Genomic DNA, 22,228 nt, shown 5'->3' with positions numbered 1-22,228 from the left:
GTTTTAATACTATGTCTGATAAAATGAATTTACCTTTTGATAAAGAACACATTGAACCAATAGAATTACGCTCTGCTTTACAGGAACGTTATTTGGCTTATGCACTTTCTACGATTACACACCGTGCATTGCCTGATGTACGTGATGGATTGAAGCCTGTCCACCGGCGGATTGTTCATGCGATGCGTCTTCTCAAACTAAATCCTGGACAGTCTTATGCGAAATGTGCGCGGATTGTCGGTGATGTCATGGGAAAATTTCATCCTCATGGGGATGCGTCTATTTATGATGCTTTGGTGCGCTTGGCTCAAAGTTTTGCTGTTCGTTATCCATTGGTTGATGGGCAAGGCAATTTTGGTAATATTGATGGTGATAATGCTGCTGCCATGCGTTATACGGAAGCACGTATGACTGAAGTGGCTGCATTGTTACTTGAAGGAATTAATGAGAATGCTATTGATTTTCGTTTAACCTATAATGAAGAAGATGAAGAGCCTGTTGTTTTACCAGGAGCTTTCCCTAATCTTTTAGCAAATGGTTCTTCTGGTATTGCTGTTGGTATGGCAACATCTATTCCACCCCATAATGTTGCTGAGCTTTGTGATGCAGCGCTCCATTTGATTGCGCATCCCGATGTAAATGATGAGGAATTAAATCAATTCGTTCTTGGTCCTGATTTCCCGACGGGGGGAATTTTAGTTGAACCTAAAAAAAGTATTGAGGAATCCTATCGTGTTGGGCGTGGATTCTTTCGCTTGCGTTCACGTTGGCATCAGGAACCTGGTAGCCGTGGTTCTTATGTGATTGTTGTGACTGAAATTCCCTATCAGATTCAAAAGTCACGTCTTATTGAAAAAACAGCAGAGTTATTGCTTGCACGCCGATTGCCAATGCTTGAGGATATCCAAGATGAATCAGCAGAAGATATCAGAATCGTGCTGGTTCCTAAAAATCGGTCGGTTGATCCGGAGCTCCTTATGGAGTCTCTTTTTAAATTGACTGACTTTGAAGTAAGATTTCCCCTTAATCTGAATGTTTTGTCTTTGGGAAAAATACCCAATGTTCTTTCTTTGCGAGAAAGTTTGCAGCAATGGCTTGAACATCGTCAAGAAGTGCTTATTCGTCGCTCTCATTATCGGCTTGATCAAATTGATAGCCGATTGGAAATTCTTCATGGATATCTTATTGCCTATTTAAATCTCGATGAGGTCATTCAGATTATTCGTGAAGAGGATGAACCGAAAAAGAAGCTGATTAATCGGTTTGAATTAACAGAAAATCAAGCTGAAGCTATTCTTAATATGCGCTTGCGTTCTTTGCGTAAACTTGAGGAATTTGAAATTCGTAAAGAATTTGAAAGTTTGAAAGCTGAAAAAGAAAAACTACAGAATTTATTAGCTTCTCCTATAAAACAGTGGAAAATAATTTCAGAAGAAATCAAAAAAGTTCGAAACACTTTTGGTCCTGAAACATTCTTAGGGAAAAGACGTACGACGTTTGAAGAGGCACCAAGACATGATCTTGATGATATTCAACAAGCAATGATCGAAAAAGAACCGATTACTATTGTTATTTCTGAAAAGGGGTGGATGCGTGCTTTGAAGGGACATTTGACCGATTATAAAGCGCTTTCTTTTAAAGAAGGAGACAGTTTAAAGTTAGCATTTCCAGCATTTACAACCGACAAGATTGTGCTGATCAGTACGGGTGGAAAGTTTTTTGCTATTGGTGCAAATAGTTTACCTGGAGGGCGGGGACATGGTGAACCTATTCGTCTTTTAGTTGATATGGATGATGAGCACGATGTTCTCACAGCTTTTGTGCATCACGCCGAGGAAAAATTGCTCTTGGTTTCATCTCACGGTAATGGTTTTATTGTTTCTTCTGCAGAAGTGATCGCCAATACACGAAAAGGAAAGCAAGTGATGAATGTGAAAGCTCCTGATAAGGTAAAGCTTTGTGTTCCGGTAAATGGTGATCATGTTGCTGTAGTCGGTGAAAACCGTAAAATGCTTATTTTTTCTATTGAACAAATACCAGAAATGAATCGCGGTAAAGGTGTTCGTTTACAGCGTTATAAAGAAGGTGGTGTTGTTGATGCCAAGACTTTTAATTTATCAGAAGGCTTAAGTTGGCAAGATACAGCTGAACGAATCTTTAACCGCCAGGCGGACGATCTCTTTGAATGGATGGGAACGCGTGCGGGTGTCGGGCGTTTGGTTCCAAAAGGATTTCCAAAATCAGGAAAATTTATTAATTAAATGTATTTTATAAATGGGAAAATTCCCTATGGTTTTATGATTGTGTAAGATATTAATTTATAAGGATAATTTATTATTTTTATATTGAAAGAAAAATCTAAAGCGTGAGGTTTTTTCTATTTTGATCTTGTTTAGGTTAAATCAATCAAAACTGTTTTTTAAACATTACAGCATTTATGGGTGCTGTCGTGAAATGATTTGATATTTTGAGAGCTGTACCCTTAAACAAACAATGTGAATGTTTAACACAAGAGTGTTCTATTTGGAGATGTTTTATTTGTCTGATAGGTTTATCTCCTTATTGTTCAAGAGAGATGTTATTAATTTTTCGTAAGGGATATTTATTCGTTAGGATTGCTATGATATTGCCTAAAAAGATGTCCACGTTCCGCCCATAAGACGAGGAGTATGGCAATCAGACTAAGAAAGAAAAATCCTGCCGAATTAGGGATGGTCGTCTCATTAAATTGTTGAGCAATAAAAAAACTGAGACCTGTGCCAATAGATGTTTGCAGAAAACCAGATATAGACGACGCGGTCCCAGCTATTTCTCCTACAGGTTCAAGAGCGAGTGTATTGAAGTTTGCCATAATACCACCGCAGGCAAACATCAGTATACAGAATAACAGCATGTAAAAAGCAAAAGGAAGAATACCATCTGTTAAGATAGAGCCAACAAACCATACACATGAAGTGATACAAAAAAGTAAAAGCATCGCGTGAGCGATACGCCGCATTCCAAGGCGTCCAACGAGTTGAGAGTTAAAGAAAGATGATAGAGCTTGAAATGCAGCACCAACTGCAAAGGCAATAGGGAACCAAAGTCCTAGATTATAGATCCCTTCATACGTTTGTTGTGATGTATTAACGGCAGTAAAGATACAGCCTAAAATAATCGAAGTTGCTAGTGTATAGCAAAGTGTTGTGCGATTGGTTATTACAATCCATAAATTATGTTTGACTGAAGAAAAGGAAAGAGAGCGTTGCGCATAAAGAGTTTCCGGCAAGCGGAATTGAATCCAAATCATCAACCCGAAACCAATCATTGCCATGAATATGAAAATAAATTGCCAGTTTCCAAACAGTAAAATGATCTGTCCTGTTGCTGGTCCAATCATTGGTGCAATAAGGAAAACCATCATCACGATAGACATTACTTCTGCCATTTTCCGACCACTATAGAGATCACGTACAATGGAAACTGTGAGCACGCGCATAGCAGCTCCTCCCATACCTTGTAAGGCACGCAAAATAAGCAAGAGAGAAAAATTTGATACAAAGGCAGAACCAATCGCTGCAAATGAATACAAAGCAAGACCAATAAGAATAATCTTACGGCGCCCATAACGATCACTTATGGGACCAAAAAATATCTGTGTGACGCCATAGCTGATAAGATAACTAGAAATGATATAATGCTGATCGTTTTCATTGATAACATTTAAACTGTTTAAAATGTTGGGCATAGCTGGCAACATAATATCAACAGCTATAGAATTGATGGCCATGAGTGAAGCAATGAGAATAACAAATTCTTTATAGCCAATTTTTTCTCTAATCGCATCACTATGCTTTTGTTCGTCGACTGAATATGACATATGCACCCTTTTAATAAAAGTTTCGACTGAACACGATTCTATAAGAAGCAAATAAAATGAGAGACATCTATGATTTATTGCAAGGAATGTCTTTTTCCTTTAGCAGTTCTTGCAATTCGTTATTTTGAAACATTTCTTTAACAATATCACAGCCGCCAACAAATTCACCTTTGATATAGAGTTGCGGAATTGTTGGCCAATTTGAGTAGTCTTTTATCCCTTGACGCAATTCGTTAGAAGTTAAAATATTAATTCCTTTATAATTTAACCCTAAATAATCAAGGATTTGAACGACCTGCCCAGAAAATCCACATTGTGGAGCGTCAGGCGTTCCTTTCATGAATAAAATGACATCATTTGTTTTAATTTCGTTGTCAATAAAATCATGAATAGTAGTCATCTCTATTCCTCAATAGTATAAATTCTTGGAAGTGTGCATTCACGCTCATATTATTTCTAATAGTATTGAGTGAATGAATGCAAGAAGAAATTTTTAAATTATTTGGGAATACTCGTTTGCAGTGCTAAAGCGTGCAAGTCATTTCCCATATTGCCTTTAAGAGCATCATAAACCATTTTATGTTGTTGAACACGGGTTTTACCACGAAAACTTTCAGAAATAACTTCTGCAGCATAATGTTCTCCATCTCCAGCAAGATCACGAATTGTTACAGTAGCATCAGGAATGCCTTCACGAATAAGCGTTTCAATTGCATGGGCACTCATTGCCATCATTATTCTCCTATGTATTCATTTCTTATAAAGGCTGTTGCTTAAGAGAAAAAACAATTTTTACTCTTCACCCATAAATTGTGGAAACCAGTTTTCATAGGCTTTTGTGAGTTTGTCTACTGAAAGTGTTAATATCCCATCTATATTGAGAGAAGTCCCCTCAACTTGACCTAGCTCTGTTAAAGTAACTGTATTGATTTGTGCACGCTCTTTAAGACTATTGAGAGAGTGAGGTTTGACGGCTAAAAGATAACGTCCTTGGTCTTCTCCAAAAAGTTCTGCATGATGGGGTGATTTATTGCTTAACGTTACTTTGATTCCTTTACCTGCTTTAATCACCATTTCGGCAAGTGCTATCGCCAATCCCCCGTCAGAAAGGTCATGGGCAGCGTGAATAAAACCGCTATTAATGGCATCTCGAACAAATTGACCATGTTTTTTTTCAAGTTGTAAATCTACAGGGGGGGGGGCACCTGCATCAATATTTAAAATGTTACGTGCATAGATTGATTGTCCTAAATGAGAGCCGCAATTTCCTACTAAAACAAGAATATCTCCATTTTGCATACCACTTATTGTTACCATTTTAGACCAATCATTAAGAAGGCCTACACCAGCAATTGTAGGGGTTGGAAGAATGGCTTCCCCATTTGTTTCGTTGTAAAGAGAAACATTGCCTGAAACGATAGGAAAATCGAGGATTCTACAAGCTTCTCCTATACCTTTAATAGCCAAAACCAGCTGTCCCATAATTTCAGGTTTTTCAGGGTTACCAAAATTGAGATTATCTGTAGCAGCCAGTGGTGTTGCACCTGTCGTACTAATATTTCGCCAGCATTCTGCGACAGCTTGTTTTCCTCCTTCATAAGGGTCTGCTTCACAATAACGAGGTGTTACATCAGAAGAAAAAGCAAGAGCACGTTTGCTGTTGTTTCCTACACGGATAACGCCTGCATCACCTCCTGGACAAACAAGGCTATTTCCTTGGATAAGGGTATCATATTGTTCATAAACCCATCGCCGTGAACTTTGATCAGCAGAATTCAATAAGGATAGAAGGGCATCACCAAGATTTTCAACCTTTTTGACGTCTTCTGCTTTCAAGGGTGTTTTTTTTGCCGGCTCACTCCAAGGACGATCATAAACAGGTGCTTCATCACCAAGCTCTTTGATGGGAAGATTGACAACTTCTTCCCCTTGATGAAATACACGAAAACGTAAATCATCGGTTGTTTTCCCAATGATAGAAAAATGTAGCCCCCACTTATGAAAAATTGCTTCTGCTTGCTTTTCTAGTTCTGGTTTAAGGACCATGAGCATACGCTCTTGACTTTCAGACAGCATCATTTCATAGGCTGTCATATTTTCTTCTCGAACAGGAACTGTATCGAGATTAAGCTGTATCCCTAAATTTCCTTTTGCACCCATTTCAACGGCAGAAGAGGTGAGTCCTGCTGCTCCCATATCTTGAATAGCAACAACGGCTCCAAGTTCCATGAGCTCTAAACATGCTTCAAGGAGACATTTTTCTGTAAAAGGATCACCTACTTGAACAGTTGGGCGTTTTTCACTGATTGAATCATCAAATTCAGCAGAAGCCATTGTTGCTCCACCGACACCATCACGTCCTGTTTTTGCACCAAGATAAACAACAGGGAGTCCAATACCTTGCGCTTTAGAATAAAAAAGGGCGTCTGTCTTTGCAATACCGGCGACAAAAGCGTTAACAAGGATATTGCCATTATAACGCTTATCAAAATTTACTTCTCCACCAACAGTTGGAACGCCAAAAGCATTGCTGTAACCACCAATTCCAGAAACAACACCAGAAACAAGATGGCGTGTTCTTGGGTGATCAGGAGCACCAAATCGCAATGCATTCATAGCAGCAACAGGACGGGCTCCCATTGTAAAGACATCACGTAAAATACCACCAACACCTGTTGCTGCACCTTGATAAGGTTCAATATAAGAAGGGTGGTTATGGCTTTCCATTTTGAAAACAACACATTGCCCTTCGCCAATATCGACAACACCAGCATTTTCACCAGGTCCTTGGATAACACATTTTCCTTCTGTCGGAAGAGTCTTTAGCCATTTTTTAGATGATTTATAGGAACAATGTTCGTTCCACATTGCAGAAAAAATTCCTAGTTCAGTAAATGTTGGTTCTCTACCGATTAACGTCAGGATACGTTCATATTCATCTTCTTTTAGCCCGTGTTGTGCAATGAGCTCTGGTGTAATAGTGATGTTATTGCAAGGCTTCATGAGTATTTATCCGTCCAATTAATCGAAATTTAGCATTTTTATTTTTTTAATCTAGCAGCTTATATTATAAGCAATACTGTTGTTTAATAATAAAAATATTTATAGACAGTAAGCTGAAGATTTTGTTCGTTTGTTTGGTGGGATTTAAGACTAAAAATGGTCTTAAATAATTATGTGTTTAAAAAATAATATCCATTGTTGTTTGTGAAAAGCTTTGTTCATAGATTTACGATGCGAGAAATGGTATAGATCCTTGTTTTTTAAAAATTATGGAGCGCGAGTATTTTTTCAGCATCATCCATTTACTAACTCTAAAGCACTTTGAAAAAGTAAACGACCGTCAATACCTCCGTGGGCGGGTTCAATAAAGTTTTCAGGATGAGGCATCATACCAAGAATATTACCAGCTTTATTAACAATACCAGCAATATCTTTCATTGAGCCGTTCGGGTTTGTGTTTTCTGCATAGCGAAAAACAATTTGTTCATTATCTTCCATTTGCCTTAGTGTTTCACTATCAACAAAATAATTTCCATCATGATGGGCAACAGGACAACGAATAATTTGTCCTTTAGAATAATATCGAGAAAATTTTGTTTTGGCGTTGACGACTTCAAGTTTGATTTCACGACAAACAAATTTTAAAGAAGCGTTACGCATTAAAGTCCCAGGTAATAATCCTGCTTCCAACAAAATTTGAAATCCATTACAGATACCTATTATTGTCGTACCTTCTTGTGCTTTTTCACGAATGGCTTTTAAGATGGGAGTTCGCGCTCCAATAGCACCACATCTTAAGTAGTCGCCATAGGAAAAACCACCAGGAATAATAATAATATCTACATCTGGAATTGTTGTTTCTGTTTGCCAAATTTTTAGTGGCTCAACTCCCGTTATATGATGTAATGCTGCAACCATATCTCGATCACGATTTAATCCAGGAAGTTGAATGATGGCAGTTTTCATGAGCGTTTCACTTAAAAAAGTTCGATTGTATAATTTTCAATGACAGTATTTGCGAGTAACTCTTCACACATTTGTTCAAGTTTTTTCTTTGCGGTTTCAGAAGGTAGATCATCAAGAACAATATCAAAAACCTTTCCTTGACGAATGGATTGAATGCCTTCGAAAGCTAAACTTTTTAAAGCACCGGCAATCGCTTCTCCTTGTGGATCAAGAACGCTTTCTCTTAAAGTAACTGTAATGCGTGCTTTCATTTTTTGCTTCCTGCTTTTTAAAAGAACCTCTCCTTTGAAGAGGGGTATTTATATAAGGTGATGTTTTTTACCTTTTTTTTACTTTACGAGAACGGGACCACTTGGTCGTGTTGGTTCGTTTTCATTCATAATACCAAGACGTTTGGCAACTTCTTGATAGGCATTAATAAGCCCACCCATATCACGACGAAAACGATCTTTATCCATTTTTTCTTGTGTTTGCATATCCCATAGTCGTGCAGAATCAGGTGAGATTTCATCAGCAAGAACAATGCGCATTGTTTCATCTTCCCACAGGCGACCAAATTCCATTTTAAAATCAATTAATTGGATGTTAACACCGGCAAAAAGCCCAGAAAGAAAATCATTAATACGAATTGAAAGTTGCATGATATCTTCTATCTCTTGTGGGACAGCCCACCCAAAAGCTGTGATATGTTCTTCCGTTACCATGGGATCATCGAGAGAATCATTTTTATAGTAGAACTCAATGATGGATTGCGGAAGCGGGGTTCCTTCTTCTAAACCTAAACGCTTAGCAAGAGAGCCGGCAGCAACATTGCGAACAACAACTTCCAACGGAATGATTTCCACTGCTTTAATAAGCTGTTCGCGCATGTTTATACGTTTGATAAAATGTGTTGGGATGCCCAAACGCCCAAGATGGCTAAAGATATGTTCCGAAATTCGGTTGTTTAAAACCCCTTTTCCGTCGATAATTTCATGTTTTTTTGCATTAAAGGCAGTTGCATCATCTTTAAAAAATTGAATATAAGTCCCTGGTTCAGGTCCTTCATATAAAATTTTAGCCTTGCCTTCATAGATACGGTGGCGACGATTCATCATGATTCTCTATTTATCTTGAGAGGTTTTTAATAACATTGATAAATGATACTATCCTAATTGATAGAATTTCTCAATGATATTGCTATGATACTTTTATAATTTTTGTCATTACACGTCTACCCAAAGGTGAAGATACATAAGCGATGAGAAAGAAGATCACCTCTTTTGGATCAAATTTTTGCAAGAAAGTGAGAGAGGACCATAAGCCCTTCAGGCCAAGGTCCGTGTCCGGATTCTGCGTTAATATGGCCAGAATACCCAGCATCAACAAAGAGTGATCCCCAATCATTGGCAATTTTTTCTGCTACTGAAAATTGACAAAATTCATCGTTGCGACTGGCTATGACAATAGAAGGAAAAGGAAGCTTTTGGCGATGATAGGGGCCAAATGTCATTAAATGTTTGGGACGTATTTTCTCATTGGCGACATCTGGAGGAGCAACAAAGAAAGCGCCACAAATTTTTTCTGTATTTTGTACAGTTGCGTGAATAGCACTGGGAACTCCTAATGAATGAGCAATAAGCATAACAGGCCTTTGAGCTTTTGCAATGGCGGTTTTAACTTTGTTAACCCACTCTTCACAAACAGGCTTTGACCAATGGAGTTGTTCAATGCGGCGGGCTGTCGACAATTTTCTTTCCCAGCGTGTTTGCCAATGATCTGGACCAGATCCTTTGTAGCCAGGAACAATAAGAATATCGAGTTGATTTGCTTTCATGAATTGTTTTCTTTGTTACAACAGATTTTTGATCATAGGTGGAATAGATTTGAGGTTTCTATGTCGCTTTACTGTTCTTCAAAAACACGTTTAAAAATCGTATTGATATGTTTGGTGTGGTAAGAAAGATCAAATTTTTCGCGAAGTTCTTCTTCACTTAAAGCTTTGATAACATCTTTGTCGTTGAGGAGTTCTTCTAAAAAATCTTTTCCTTGTTCCCAAACTTTCATCGCATTTCGTTGTACAATCCGATAAGAATCTTCACGACTGATTCCTGCTTGGGTGAGTGCTAAAAGCACCCGTTGTGAGTGAACAAGGCCACGGAATTTATTGAGATTTTTTTGCATATTTTCTGGATAGACAATGAGATTTTCAATGACAGATGTGAGGCGAGAAAGAGCAAAATCAAGTGTAATAGTCGCATCTGGAGCAATATAACGCTCAACAGATGAATGCGAAATATCACGTTCATGCCAAAGTGCAACATTTTCCATGGCTGGGAGTGCAAATGCACGTACCATGCGGGCTAATCCAGTTAAATTTTCTGTTAAAACTGGATTACGTTTATGAGGCATCGCCGATGAGCCTTTTTGCCCAGGTGAGAAATGTTCCTCTGCTTCCAGAACTTCTGTTCGTTGTAAATGGCGTATTTCTATCGCTAACCTTTCAATAGAGGAAGCAATAACACCAAGTGTTGCAAAAAACATAGCATGACGATCTCTTGGTATTACTTGGGTGGAAACCGGTTCAGCACGCATCCTCAAGGCTTTTGCTACATGTTCTTCAACGCGGGGATCGATATTTGCAAAAGTTCCTACAGCTCCTGAAATCGCGCAAGTAGAAATTTCTTCTCGTGCTGCAAGAAGACGTTTGCGACAACGGGAAAATTCAGCGTATGCAAGAGCAAATTTTACTCCAAATGTTGTTGGTTCAGCATGAATGCCATGGCTCCGCCCAATGGTGATTGTCTCTTTATGCTCAAAAGCACGTCTTTTTAATGCCTCAAGAAGTTGATCTATATCCTCTAGCAAAATATCACTAGCACGCATCAATTGAATATTCAGTGTTGTATCGAGAACATCAGATGATGTCATGCCTTGGTGGATAAAACGTGCCTCAGGTCCAATGAATTCAGCTAGGTGGGTCAGAAATGCGATAACATCATGTTTGGTAATTGCTTCAATTTCATCAATGCGATTGACATCAAATTTAGCTGCTGCGCCTTTTTCCCAAATGACTTTGGCGGCTTCTTTCGGAATAATCCCTAAGTGAGCAAGGGCATCACAGGCATGGGCTTCAATTTCGAACCAAATACGATATTTTGTTTCAGGAGACCAAATTGTTACCATTGCAGGGCGGGAATAACGTGCGATCATCATTTTTTTCCTTGTTGTGAGAGGATTGCGGCTTGGCGCAATGCACTCATGCGTGTTTTGTAAAGCTCTTTATTTCCATCTTTATAAATTGCAGAGCCTGCGACAAATACATTTGCTCCAGCTTTTGCAGCTATCCCAATTGTATCAACGGTGATACCACCATCAACTTCAAGATCAATAGGGCGGTTTGCAATCATGCTTTTAACGCGCTTAATTTTATCTTTTATTTCTGGAATAAAACTTTGTCCACCAAAACCGGGATTGACCGTCATGATGAGAATGAGATCTAATTGATCAAGCAAATATTCAAGTACATGTTCAGGGGTGCTTGGATTGAGTGCAATTCCTGCTTTTTTTCCCATTTTTTTGATTGTTTGTAATGAACGATGAAGATGTGGACTTGCTTCAGCATGAATGGTTATAATATCTGAACCCGCTTTTGCAAAAGCTTCCAAATAAGGGTCTACTGGTGCGATCATCAGGTGGACATCAAATATTGCTTTGGTTAATGGGCGTAGAGCCTTGACGATTTCAGGACCAAAGGTGATATTAGGAACAAAGTGTCCATCCATGATATCAAGATGAAGCCAATCTGCACCAGCATCAACAACATCTAACATTTCTTGTCCAAGTTTAGAAAAATCAGCAGCCAAGAGTGAAGGCGAAATGAGATGAGAATGGGGCATTAAAATCTCCTTGATTGGCTGTTTTTATCATATCGCAGTGTATACACAAATATCTTTTGTGTTATGACGGAAAAGAAAAAATATGTATTATAGATCTTTTTATGGAAAGATCGCTTGAAATTTTAAAGCTTTATAAGTGAAAGATATGTCGAATCATAAAACATATTTGATGCCTGAACTTCAACATAAACATACTATCGCGGTTTCTTCCCAAGAATATCGAGATGCCATGAGTCTTTTTGCAGGAGCTGTGCATATTGTGACAACAAATGGTATTAAGGGAAGACGCGGGGTGACTGTTTCGGCGTGTTGTTCTTTATCTGATGATCCTCCGACCCTTCTTGTTTGTCTCATGCGCCATAATTTAAAGAATCAGGTGTTTATGGAGAATGGAAATTTTTGTGTTAATAGCTTGGCAGGAAAGCATCGTTCATTAGCGGATGTTTTTTCGAGGCGTTGCAATTCTACACAAAATGAGCGTTTTGATGTTGCTCAATGGGGAGCTTTGCAAACGGGAGCGCCTAGTCTTTCAGACGCTCTAGCATCGTTTGATTGTCGTTTGATTTGTTGGCATGAGCACGCAACCCATTGTGTTTTGATTGGTGAGGTTGTTGCAATCAACTGTAATAAAGAAAAAGATGCTTTGATGTATTTGAAACGTGAATATCACACTTTGCCTTTATAAAGATTTTATTTTTTTGCATTGCTGAAATGATTTATTATTGCCTCATTTAGATTTTAAACAATGAGAAAGCAGGGGAGAGATCACTCTGATATCTGAATATTAGATTTCCTTCTTTTTGAAGTTTCTCAGTAAGCAAGAAAAATGTTCTGGATGAGATTTGATCAAGAATCCAACCTAAATAGAAAAGCGATTAAATCTAAACAGTGTATTTAGACATATTTGTAGATTGTTATGAAAAACATTTTACTCTTGTGTTGATGGGTATTGCACAATATATAGACCGCACATAGCATATGTGGAGGTTTTTTATTGCATGAGCGAAGAGATTGATGGTCAATATCGCCCCAGTGAAGATGAGCCTTTTATGAATGAGCGGCAAAAGGCGTATTTTCGTGCTAAATTGGTTTCTTGGAAGAATGATATATTAAAAGAAGCTCGTGAGACTTTGGAAAATTTGCAGGAAGAGAATGTTGGTCAACCCGATTTGACTGATAGGGCTTCTTGTGAAACTGATCGTACAATCGAATTACGTGCGCGTGATCGTCAGAGGAAACTTATTTCAAAAATAGATGCTGCTTTAGAGCGCATTGATAATGGGACATATGGCTTTTGTGAAGAAACCGGCGAACCCATTAGTATAAAGCGTCTTGAGGCTCGACCGATAGCCGTTTTATCATTGGAAGCGCAAGAACGTCACGAACGACGTGAAAGAGTTTATCGCGATGATTAAGGTCATTGAAATGATAAACAAACGAAACTCGTGGTGATAAAATTGTATATTTTTATTTTTGAGGGGTAGGAATGAATAAAGATGGTTCTTGCCGCCCCTCAATTTCGGCGGTGATTGCTGAATCTTTTACTGCTTGATTCGTAAAAGGAGAGGGATTTTTATCCGTTATATCGTTTCTTTCTGTAGGGGCGGAATTTGGATGTGTGTGTGTTTCTCTCTTTTGTATTTTGGATGTACTGGTAATATCGGATTCTACAACCACATCTGTTAATCCACCAATAAGGAGCAAATGTTCTTTATTATCGCAACGGACTAAAACAAGGCGGCGTGCTCGATCTATAGAAATTACTTCACATAATGCTAATCGTGATAGACTTTTTTTTCTATTATTGCTGAATCTTCCCGTACTTAAACGACGTAAAAACAAGATAATTATGGTAATAGCCACGATTGTTATTATAAAAAACAAAAAGCTTATCGTTATCTTCGCAGCAGATACACCTATTTGCTCTGATAACCAGATATACATAGATTTTCTCCCATTTTTGTGTGAAAATATCGTTTTTATTGAGATAAATTTATAAACACACCCTTAAAAGGTTCACTTAAATACAAGAAATAAAATTTTTAACATTAAGTGAGCTTTCTTTGAAAGATAATATCATAGTATATACTTTATAACAATGAATATAAAGGAAGTTTTGTGATATAAGAAACAGCTAAATCTAAGGCAATGAGAGATGGATAAAGGTTTTGATAATAATAAAAGATCAGCGTCTTCTGTTCATCGAAGAGTTGTGATTTTTGGTATTGTTTTTATATTATTTTTTCTTTTCATTGTGGGTATTTTAGGTTTTTTTTATCCACAAAGCTATTTGCAAAAGGCTATATTGATATCTTTTTTGATTCTAGCAATTATCGGCGTTGCAACACTCGTTTTGTGTGGAATGGGAATTTTAAGATACCATGTGTGGTCGCATGAAGATTTTGATTTTAGCATCTTTAATCGGAGCGATGATGCAATTGTAATCTCTGACCTTTCTGGTTTTGTTTATTATTCTAATCAAAACTATCGAAAAATTGTGACTTATAAGCCTGAAGTGTCTTGTTATATGGTTATTGCTGATCTTCCAGGAGCTGGTGCACTTTCGTATCGCTTAAAGGTTGCAGCCTGTAATAATCTTGCGGCGCAAGAGGAATTAAGAGTAGAACAACCAATATTTACCGATTCTACACCAAAAAAATCTGTTTGGTATAATATTTCCATTCAACCTATCACAAAACAGAAAAAAAAGCTTTTATTTTGGCGTATTGCTGATATTTCGCATTTACAACAAACACGAGAAGTTTTTTTCTCGAACCTTCAAGAAGCTATCAATCACTTGGATCAAGCTCCTATTGGTTTTGTATCAGTTAATACACAAGGAACTATTCTTTATGCGAATGCGATTTTTGCCGAATGGTTTTCAATTGATTTAGCGAATTTCTCAGTTGGTCAATATAATTTTGATTCGTTATTTGATAGCGTTGGCGCTAAGAGCTCATGGAGTGATATCTGTTTGCAAACCAACAGATATCAAAGTTCAGGTTACTCTTTACCTTATAAGTTTTCGTTATGTTTAAATTCGCAAGCGACTTGTGAGAAAATATTCCATTGTCTTATCTCTGTTTCTTCTCTCTTAGAAGAGGAAGCCGTTTATCGTATTGTGATCATTCCACAACAAATACAAAAAGAAGAGGACGACCAATTAAAATTACCCACTATATTAGGAGAATATTTTGATGCGAGTCCTTTTGCAATAGCCGTGGTAGATCATGAAGGGCAATTGGTTCATATGAATAAAGCTTTTTCATCACTCACGGGATGTATGGACAAAGCTGTCAATTTTTATGACGTTATTTCTCGTCGTGATTGTGTGCAGTTAGAGCGTTCTTTTCAGAGAATTGCGACAAATAAAAATTATTTTGTTTCTCTAGAAACTGTTTTAGAAAAAAATGAAGAATGCCATTTACGGCTCCATATTATGTCTGTACCACCCCATCATGGTGATGCATTGCAAGATTTGCTTATTATCTCTGTGATTGAAACAACCGAACAAAAAACGCTTGAAGATAAAATGATGCAAAGTCAGAAGATGCAAGCTGTCGGACAATTGGCTGGCGGCATTGCTCATGATTTTAATAATGTTTTAACAGCAATTTTAATGTCGTGTGATCTTCTTTTAAATACGCATCGTAGTTCTGATCCTGCTCATGCTGATCTGATCAATATTAAAAATAATGCTAATCGTGCAGCTGCTCTTGTACAGCAATTATTAGCTTTTTCTAGAAAGCAAACACTTCGACCTGAAGAAGTTGATTTTACTGAATTTTTATCAGATATTCGCAATCTTATTTTACCACTTTTGGGGAATAATGTTCAGTTAAAAATTATCCATGGAAGAGATTTGTGGAGTGTTGAAGTCGATCAAGCATCTTTTCAGCGTGTTATTATGAATTTGGTTATTAATGCGCGTGATGCCATGTTAGATGGAGGTATTGTTACGATTGCGACAAACAATATTACAAAGCAACAAAGTGCTGAATTTAATCATCTTGGTTTAGAAATTGGTGAGTATGTACAATTGACTATTTCAGATACAGGGGCTGGTATATCTGCTGCTATACAAGAAAAAATGTTTGAGCCATTTTTTACAACAAAAGAAGTTGGAAAAGGAACAGGACTTGGTTTATCAATGGTTTATGGAATTATCAAGCAGAGTGGTGGGTGCATTTATTGTGAAAGTAAAGAAGGTGAAGGAGCAACATTTTATATTTTTCTTCCCCGTTATATCCCCAATATAAAAGGAAAAACTTCTCAAAAGATTGAAAAAGATGAAGAGAAAGATAAAAATATAGACTTAACAGGGTCTGCAACTGTTTTATTGGTTGAAGATGAAGATGCGGTTAGAATGGGGGGGGTAAGAGCTCTTCAAATGAGAGGATATACGGTTTTAGAGGCAGCGAGTGGGGTGGAAGCACTCTCTATTCTTGAGAAACAAAAAGGAGCTATTGATATTATTGTTTCCGATGTGGTGATGCCAGAAATGGATGGACCCACTTTATTGAAGGAAGTACGTAAAAACTATCCTGATATCAAATTTCTTTTCGTTTCTGGATATGCAAAAGATGCATTTGCTAAAAATCTTCCACAAGATGCTGTTTTTGGTTTTTTATCTAAACCTTTTACACTCAAACAGTTAGCTCTAACAGTTAAAGAAACACTTTCATCATGAGGCAAAAATTTATGCAATAGAAAAATTGCGTATTTAAGATTTTTTAGGCGAAATACGAGAGTATTTTGATAAATAGAACTTGTGATAATGTCATAGAACTGAATAAAAAAGAAGAATTTGAAAATTTAATTAAAATTCAAAAAAAACACACATTCTGTGCAAAAATTTATGAAAAGATAGGCTCTATTACGTCAACATTTAATAGAGATTTTCAATTATAGACACTGAGCACGAATTATATGTAAAACATTGAAAAATGCTTATTAATAGATTGTTGATACACTCAAAAAGATAAAAGCTGTTGCTGCGCATCTACCATTTTGCTCTTCCCTTCAATAAATGCTTTTAAGGCTTCGGGGTAGAGTTTATGTTCTGCTTTAAGAACTCTTTGTCCTAAGCTCTCAGCAGTATCATGAAGATAGACTGGAACGGCTGCTTGGGCAAGGATTTTTCCTGCATCCATGTCTTCTGTAACAAGGTGAACAGTGCAACCCGTGATTTTTACGCCTGCTTGTAAAGCTTTTTCATGTGTGTTTAAGCCTTTAAATGAAGGCAAAAGAGAAGGATGAATGTTTAAAATTCGTCCTTCGTAAAGTTTTACAAAACGTGGCGAGATAAGGCGCATATATCCTGCAAAGCAGAGAAAATCTGGTTTATATTGATTTAAAATCGTAAAAATACTTTCTTCATGCTCTTCTTTTGTTTTGTAAATTTTGCGATCAACAATATGAATAGGTAAGTTATGGTTTCGCGCCTTTTCAATACCGTCTGCACGCGGATTATCGCAAATAACCGCGATGATTTCAGCAGGATATTCCTTTTGTTGACTAGCTTGAGCAAGGGCGACCATATTGGATCCATTACCAGAAATGAAAACGATGATTTGTTTTTTCATAAATGCAGTACCCCTTTATAAAGTATTCCTTTATTTTGATCTTGGCGTTTTGTTAAAATGCCAAGAGGAGTTACGCTCTCTCCTTTTCTTTCAAGAGCTTGCGTAATTGTTTCAGCTGCATGCTGTGCTACGATAATGATCATGCCAATACCACAATTGAATGTTCTTAACATTTCTGTTTCTTCTATTTTACCTTGTTTGGCAATCCATGAAAATACTGCTGGAACATTGATGGTAGAAAGATGAATTTCAGCGCAGAGAGAAGATGGAACAACACGTGGAATATTTTCAGGAAAGCCTCCACCCGTAATATGAGCAAGAGCTTTAATCCCTTCGTATTTTTTCATGATGGGAAGAAGCGATTTTACATAAATGCGTGTTGGTGTAAGGAGTGCTATACCAAGGCTGTTTTCGGGAGCAAAAGGGGCAGGGTCATTCCATTTGAGATCATGTTGCTGGATGATTCGTCGAACAAGCGAAAAGCCATTGGAATGAATTCCAGAGGCGCTTAGACCTAATATAATATCACCTTCTGTTAAATCTTTTGAAGGGAGTAGCTTGCTGCGTTCGCATGCTCCTACAGCAAAACCGGCTAGATCATAATCTCCCTCTGCATACATTCCTGGCATTTCTGCAGTTTCTCCTCCAATAAGAGCAGCACCGGCTTGTTTACATCCTTCTGCAATACCAGAAACAATTGCAGCACCTTGTTCAGGGTCAAGCTTTCCAGTTGCAAAATAATCCAGAAAAAAGAGAGGTTCAGCCCCTTGTACGAGTAAATCATTGACACACATAGCCACAAGATCAATACCTACAGTGTTATGGTGACCTACTTCAATGGCAATTTTTAATTTTGTTCCCACACCATCATTGGCTGCTACTAGGATAGGATCCGTAAAGCCAGCTGCTTTTAAATCAAAAATTCCACCAAAACCGCCAATTTCTGCGTCTGCTCCGGCTCGTTTTGTCGCGCGTATAAAGGGTTTAATTTTTTCTACCATGGCATTACCCATATCGATGTTTACACCGGCTTTTGCGTAGGTAAGACCAACTTTGGATTTATTATTTGTAAGATCTTGGTTGCTCATTGGAGCCTTCCTTTAATGGAAAATCGGGTTTTGATATTATGCAATGCCATGATAGAGTTCTCTCTGCAAGAGATATTGATAAGAAAATAAGCAACTTTGCTTGTACCTTATTTTGAAGATGTTTATAATTTTTTGTGAAGAATTTTTTAGGATATTTTATGAGCAAGATATCAGATAATCACGGTCAGTCTTCTTGGCAACTTATGAAAAAGAAAGTGAGTGAGAATACATCTCGTGATCGTTATAAGACTTATGTGCCAGCGTATACTCAATTACCGTTGCCGAATAATATGAAAAGGCAAATCTTTTTTTGGCTTGGTACGCTGATTTTTTTCATTTTTTTTATGTTTGTTTTTGGATCGATTTTGCTTCCTTTTGTGGCAGGGATTGTGCTGGCTTATTTTCTCAATCCCATTGTTCAATTACTTGAAAAATTTGGTATTCGACGGGTGTTTGGGACTGTCCTCATTACCTTATTTATTGTTGTTACCTTTGTTGCTGCTTTAGTTATTTTGATTCCTGTTATTAGTTGGCAAATACAGCAATTCATGAGTGATGGTTTACCTGTTTATATTAATCGTATTCAAACCTTTTTTGTTGAGCATGATTTTGATTGGATAAGGCGCTATTTTGGAAGTGATCCAAATGAATTACGGAATAATATTAAAGGATTTTTGGGAGAAGGTTCTGATTTTATTACGTCTCTTTTGAATTCACTTTTAAAGTCAGGAAAATCTATCGTTAATATCGCTAGCTTATTTGTTGTGGCACCTGTGGTGGCATTTTATATGTTATTAGATTGGCCGCGTATGGTAACAGCAATCGATTCGTTAATACCGCGTGATCATCTTGAAACCGTTCGGAGTATTTTTTATGAAATGGATAGAGCTATTGCAGGCTTTGTTCGTGGACAAGGAACAGTTTGTCTTATATTGGGAGGCTATTATGCTATTGGTTTAACGATTGCAGGACTCAATTTTGGTCTTTTAATTGGTATGTTTATTGGTCTTATTAGCTTTGTTCCTTATATCGGCACAATGAGTGGTTTGGTCCTTTCTGTTGGTATTGCATGGGTCCAGTTTTATCCCAATAATTGGGGAGGAATCATCGTTGTGATGGCACTTTTTTTAATTGGTCAATTTATTGAAGGTTATATTCTTCAACCCAAGCTTGTAGGTTCATCAGTGGGATTACATCCCGTATGGCTGATGTTTTCACTTTTTGCTTTTTCTTCACTCTTTGGTTTTACTGGTATGCTTGTTGCTGTTCCTGCGGCAGCGGCTGTTGGCGTTTTAGTTCGTTTTGCTCTTCATACTTATCTTAGTTCTCAGATGTATTCGCGAAGGGGAAATTCGGAGCCGCTAAAATGAATGGGTGTGAAACGCAATTATCTTTAAATTTTCCTTATGATCCGATTTTTCAATTTGAGGATTTAGTGGTAACGGAAAGCAATCGTATGGCTTTTCAGCTTATTGATCACTGGCCCAATTGGAGCTTACCTATTGCAGTTTTGGTTGGCAAAGAAGGATCTGGAAAAACGCACTTTTCTAATATATGGCTCCAAAAAGCAGATGCTTTCAGGATTCAGCACAATGAGATTGATCAGGCTGTTACTGTGGCTTCTTTAGGCAGATCATTTTTGATAGAGGATATTGATGCAGATGAAATCAAAGAGACAGAACTTTTTCATTTAATTAACAGTATTAAGCAAGCAAATCTTGATGCACGACAAGCTACTTTATTGATGACGGCACGGACACTTCCTTCCGCTTGGAATTTAAAGTTAAATGATCTAAAAAGTCGTCTTAATTCGGTGATGTTCGTTGAAATTAATCAGCCTGATGATGCATTATTAACAGCTGTTGCATTTAAGCTTTTTTCCGATAGGCAACTTATTGTACATCCAGACACGGTTTATTATCTTGTAAGTCGTTGTGAACGTTCTTTATTTTCATTGAAGCGTGTTATTGATTCTGTTGATCAGTTGGCATTACAAAGAAAAAGAAAAATAACACGTGCTGTTATTGCTGAAGTTTTGAATAGAAGAAATCCGTAAACACTCCCTATCATGGCTTACTTATTCTGTCTTTCTATTATCGTTTCAATATGTGGCAAGACAAGTCATTTAAATTTTCTTCTTTTTTGATATCCGTTAAGAGTGAAAAATAGTATTTTTTACTTTAGTCATGTGTTTATCTTAAATAGCTTTGAGATTTTATTGTATGATGTTGACTTTTTTCCATCTTTGCATTTGAAATTTTTTCTAAAAAAAGCGCTTTATTTTATTTATAATGGAACTTTCGTGCTTTGAAAAAATGTCTGTTGTTTATGGATTTGGATTGTAGAAGATTCTAGAATTTTTATAAAAGAGTTCTTTGCAAGATAGAAAAAGAGGGGAAAAAGCTTAATACAGCTGATTTTTTGGCTTGTGTTCTCTTTTGGAAAGTTTTTCTATGATATTTAAGTCGTTTTTTTCTAAAATTGTATCTGTAGAATGCGTTTTGATACAGTGAGAGTTTGCTTAAAGCAGGATGAAAATTATGAAATCCTTACAGAGAAATTCGTTATTTTTTAATATAGATTGGATTCTTTACGGAGGTTGTTTTCTATTATTTGTCAATAAATATGTTATTGAGTAGGGAAAAAATTTTTAAAACGTGCTTTTTTGTAAAGAAATGCAACAAAATTAAAAAAAAGTGTGTTTTTCTCTTGCACTTCTGTTGTGAAAATTTTAGGAAATGTGCATCAAGTAAATGTAAATGGCGGAGCGTAGCGCAGCCTGGTAGCGCACCTGATTTGGGATCAGGGGGTCGTAGGTTCGAATCCTATCGCTCCGACCATATTTGATTAAGTGTGTGAGAATGACCCAATTGGGTGCGTGTGGTGGAAAACTATCATTCAAGCGTTGTGTAATCTGAAGGAAAAAGGCATGATCGCACGTATTTATAGTCCTGCTAAGACAGCTATGCAGTCAGGTAAGGGGAATAGAGGTTTTTGGATTCTAGAGTATGAGCCGGTGAAAGCAAAAATGCTTGAACCTCTTATGGGGTACACGGCAACGTCTGATATGAATAATCAGGTGAGGATCAGATTTAATAGGAAGGAAGAAGCGATTGCTTTTGCGCGTAAGAATGCTATCTCTTACCGTGTAGAAAAGAAACGTACGTCGATTCGACGTGCTATTTCTTATTCTGATAATTTTCGCAGTGATCGGCAGCACTCTTGGACACATTGAATTAAAGATGCTATTTTGAATTGAGAAAATAATCAGTTGGGTCCCGTAGCTCAGCTGGATAGAGCAACGGCCTTCTAAGCCGTGGGTCACAGGTTCGAATCCTGTCGGGATCACCATCCGGTTTTTACCCATGTATAATGTATTTATTCTTTGTAATCTTTTTTAAAGTTCGGGAATAGGATTTTCCAGCATACTTTTACAAAGCTCATCTGTTTCCTCCAATGTTCTCTAATAATTTTTTAAATTCTTTGAGAACCACTATTTTAAATGCGCAAAGACATTATCTATCGCATCCATAAAGACAAGCAAAATTAATAATCCATTTTCTAAAGAATTTCGCGCGTCTCAGAGTATGTGTAGAGTCGAATATTTGGTTTTTGTGTAAAAATATTTACTAATGCATCCATAAGGCGTGCAAAATCAATGATAAGCAAAAAGAGGATGAATGCTATCCACTTCATCAAGCGAGACATCATTTTTACACTTTGATAGGTGACGATCATTTCCTGAAGTATTTCTTTTTCTGCTTCTGTAAGTTCTGTATCGTCTTGTGTTTTTTTTCTAGCCATGTTTCCACCCACACACGCGTTCACCTAGATTATTGTGCTTTAAGA

Annotated in this window: 21 protein-coding genes and 2 tRNA genes; 9 read left to right on the top strand and 14 right to left on the bottom strand. The window is 37.3% G+C overall.

Features of this window, described 5'->3' with window-relative positions:
• Positions 1-11: 11 nt before the first annotated feature.
• Positions 12-2,261: a DNA topoisomerase IV subunit A gene (parC, locus tag ACFIJK_RS04775; RefSeq protein ID WP_375626904.1), complete on the top strand. Its 2,250-nt coding sequence runs from the start codon at positions 12-14 to the stop codon at positions 2,259-2,261.
• A 341-nt stretch (positions 2,262-2,602) separates the two neighbouring features.
• On the opposite strand, the gene ACFIJK_RS04770 is transcribed toward parC, so the two are convergent.
• From ACFIJK_RS04770 to rpe, 10 genes are all read right to left on the bottom strand, one after another.
• A complete protein-coding gene (locus ACFIJK_RS04770) occupies positions 2,603-3,859 on the bottom strand; it encodes a multidrug effflux MFS transporter (RefSeq protein ID WP_375626902.1) in 1,257 nt (418 codons plus the stop codon).
• A gap of 67 nt (positions 3,860-3,926) precedes the next feature.
• Positions 3,927-4,259 (bottom strand): Grx4 family monothiol glutaredoxin, encoded by a 333-nt coding sequence (gene grxD, locus ACFIJK_RS04765; RefSeq protein ID WP_375625948.1) that lies wholly within the window; start codon positions 4,257-4,259, stop codon positions 3,927-3,929.
• 98 nt (positions 4,260-4,357) lie between these two features.
• Positions 4,358-4,591, bottom strand: a complete 234-nt coding sequence (locus ACFIJK_RS04760; RefSeq protein WP_375625946.1) for a BolA/IbaG family iron-sulfur metabolism protein — start codon at positions 4,589-4,591, stop codon at positions 4,358-4,360.
• A 60-nt stretch (positions 4,592-4,651) separates the two neighbouring features.
• On the bottom strand, positions 4,652-6,862 hold the full coding sequence (gene purL / locus ACFIJK_RS04755; protein WP_375625944.1) for a phosphoribosylformylglycinamidine synthase subunit PurL: 2,211 nt from the start codon (positions 6,860-6,862) through the stop codon (positions 4,652-4,654).
• Positions 6,863-7,156: 294 nt separating this feature from the next.
• The gene (purQ, locus tag ACFIJK_RS04750; RefSeq protein ID WP_375625942.1) at positions 7,157-7,828 is read right to left on the bottom strand and encodes a phosphoribosylformylglycinamidine synthase subunit PurQ; all 672 of its coding nucleotides are present in this window, start codon (positions 7,826-7,828) and stop codon (positions 7,157-7,159) included.
• Between the two features lie 11 nt (positions 7,829-7,839).
• Positions 7,840-8,079 carry a phosphoribosylformylglycinamidine synthase subunit PurS gene (gene purS, locus ACFIJK_RS04745; RefSeq protein WP_375625940.1) on the bottom strand — a complete coding sequence of 80 codons (240 nt, stop codon included), beginning with the start codon at positions 8,077-8,079 and terminating at the stop codon, positions 7,840-7,842.
• Positions 8,080-8,157: 78 nt separating this feature from the next.
• The gene (gene purC / locus ACFIJK_RS04740; protein WP_273724109.1) at positions 8,158-8,922 is read right to left on the bottom strand and encodes a phosphoribosylaminoimidazolesuccinocarboxamide synthase; all 765 of its coding nucleotides are present in this window, start codon (positions 8,920-8,922) and stop codon (positions 8,158-8,160) included.
• A gap of 173 nt (positions 8,923-9,095) precedes the next feature.
• Entirely contained in the window at positions 9,096-9,644 is a 549-nt protein-coding gene (locus ACFIJK_RS04735) for an RBBP9/YdeN family alpha/beta hydrolase (protein ID WP_375625938.1), read from the bottom strand.
• 68 nt (positions 9,645-9,712) lie between these two features.
• Positions 9,713-11,020, bottom strand: a complete 1,308-nt coding sequence (gene purB / locus ACFIJK_RS04730; protein ID WP_375626898.1) for an adenylosuccinate lyase — start codon at positions 11,018-11,020, stop codon at positions 9,713-9,715.
• Positions 11,020-11,706: a ribulose-phosphate 3-epimerase gene (gene rpe, locus ACFIJK_RS04725; protein WP_375625936.1), complete on the bottom strand. Its 687-nt coding sequence runs from the start codon at positions 11,704-11,706 to the stop codon at positions 11,020-11,022. The genes purB and rpe overlap by 1 nt, the downstream gene beginning before the upstream one ends.
• A gap of 145 nt (positions 11,707-11,851) precedes the next feature.
• Between rpe and ACFIJK_RS04720 the strand changes: the two genes are divergently transcribed.
• Both ACFIJK_RS04720 and dksA read left to right on the top strand, forming a co-directional pair.
• A complete protein-coding gene (locus tag ACFIJK_RS04720; protein ID WP_375611549.1) occupies positions 11,852-12,391 on the top strand; it encodes a flavin reductase in 540 nt (179 codons plus the stop codon).
• Positions 12,392-12,704: 313 nt separating this feature from the next.
• A complete protein-coding gene (gene dksA, locus ACFIJK_RS04715; RefSeq protein WP_015856486.1) occupies positions 12,705-13,121 on the top strand; it encodes an RNA polymerase-binding protein DksA in 417 nt (138 codons plus the stop codon).
• Between the two features lie 52 nt (positions 13,122-13,173).
• On the opposite strand, the gene ACFIJK_RS04710 is transcribed toward dksA, so the two are convergent.
• Positions 13,174-13,650 carry a hypothetical protein gene (locus ACFIJK_RS04710; RefSeq protein ID WP_375626895.1) on the bottom strand — a complete coding sequence of 159 codons (477 nt, stop codon included), beginning with the start codon at positions 13,648-13,650 and terminating at the stop codon, positions 13,174-13,176.
• Between the two features lie 211 nt (positions 13,651-13,861).
• Between ACFIJK_RS04710 and ACFIJK_RS04705 the strand changes: the two genes are divergently transcribed.
• Entirely contained in the window at positions 13,862-16,396 is a 2,535-nt protein-coding gene (locus ACFIJK_RS04705; protein ID WP_375626893.1) for a response regulator, read from the top strand.
• Positions 16,397-16,679: 283 nt separating this feature from the next.
• Here ACFIJK_RS04705 and purN read toward each other — a convergent pair whose 3' ends face one another.
• Together purN and purM are read right to left on the bottom strand one after the other, a co-directional pair.
• Entirely contained in the window at positions 16,680-17,291 is a 612-nt protein-coding gene (purN, locus tag ACFIJK_RS04700) for a phosphoribosylglycinamide formyltransferase (protein WP_375626891.1), read from the bottom strand.
• Positions 17,288-18,379 carry a phosphoribosylformylglycinamidine cyclo-ligase gene (purM, locus tag ACFIJK_RS04695; RefSeq protein WP_375625928.1) on the bottom strand — a complete coding sequence of 364 codons (1,092 nt, stop codon included), beginning with the start codon at positions 18,377-18,379 and terminating at the stop codon, positions 17,288-17,290. The genes purN and purM overlap by 4 nt, the downstream gene beginning before the upstream one ends.
• 158 nt (positions 18,380-18,537) lie before the next feature.
• Here purM and ACFIJK_RS04690 point away from each other — a divergent pair, with 158 nt between their 5' ends.
• The 5 genes from ACFIJK_RS04690 (at position 18,538) to ACFIJK_RS04670 (ending at position 21,730) form a co-directional block, all read left to right on the top strand.
• Complete coding sequence (locus ACFIJK_RS04690) at positions 18,538-19,749, top strand: AI-2E family transporter (protein WP_375626889.1); 1,212 nt, start codon at positions 18,538-18,540, stop codon at positions 19,747-19,749.
• Positions 19,746-20,435 (top strand): DnaA regulatory inactivator HdaA, encoded by a 690-nt coding sequence (gene hdaA / locus ACFIJK_RS04685; protein WP_375626887.1) that lies wholly within the window; start codon positions 19,746-19,748, stop codon positions 20,433-20,435. Before ACFIJK_RS04690 ends, hdaA begins: the two co-directional genes overlap by 4 nt.
• A 707-nt stretch (positions 20,436-21,142) precedes the next feature.
• Positions 21,143-21,219, top strand: a tRNA-Pro gene (locus ACFIJK_RS04680).
• Between the two features lie 89 nt (positions 21,220-21,308).
• Positions 21,309-21,614, top strand: coding sequence for an ETC complex I subunit (locus ACFIJK_RS04675; RefSeq protein WP_375626885.1), 306 nt, complete (start codon positions 21,309-21,311; stop codon positions 21,612-21,614).
• Positions 21,615-21,653: 39 nt separating this feature from the next.
• Positions 21,654-21,730: transfer RNA gene (locus tag ACFIJK_RS04670), tRNA-Arg, on the top strand.
• Between the two features lie 210 nt (positions 21,731-21,940).
• Here ACFIJK_RS04670 and ACFIJK_RS04665 read toward each other — a convergent pair.
• Positions 21,941-22,183: a hypothetical protein gene (locus ACFIJK_RS04665; protein WP_375626883.1), complete on the bottom strand. Its 243-nt coding sequence runs from the start codon at positions 22,181-22,183 to the stop codon at positions 21,941-21,943.
• Positions 22,184-22,228: the final 45 nt, after the last annotated feature.

The sequence above is a fragment of the Bartonella sp. PS17NMGDW genome (assembly GCF_042193555.1).
GTDB lineage: Bacteria > Pseudomonadota > Alphaproteobacteria > Rhizobiales > Rhizobiaceae > Bartonella > Bartonella grahamii.
The sequence above is the reverse complement of the archived record's forward strand: the minus strand, read 5'-3'. Positions and strand labels throughout refer to the sequence as shown.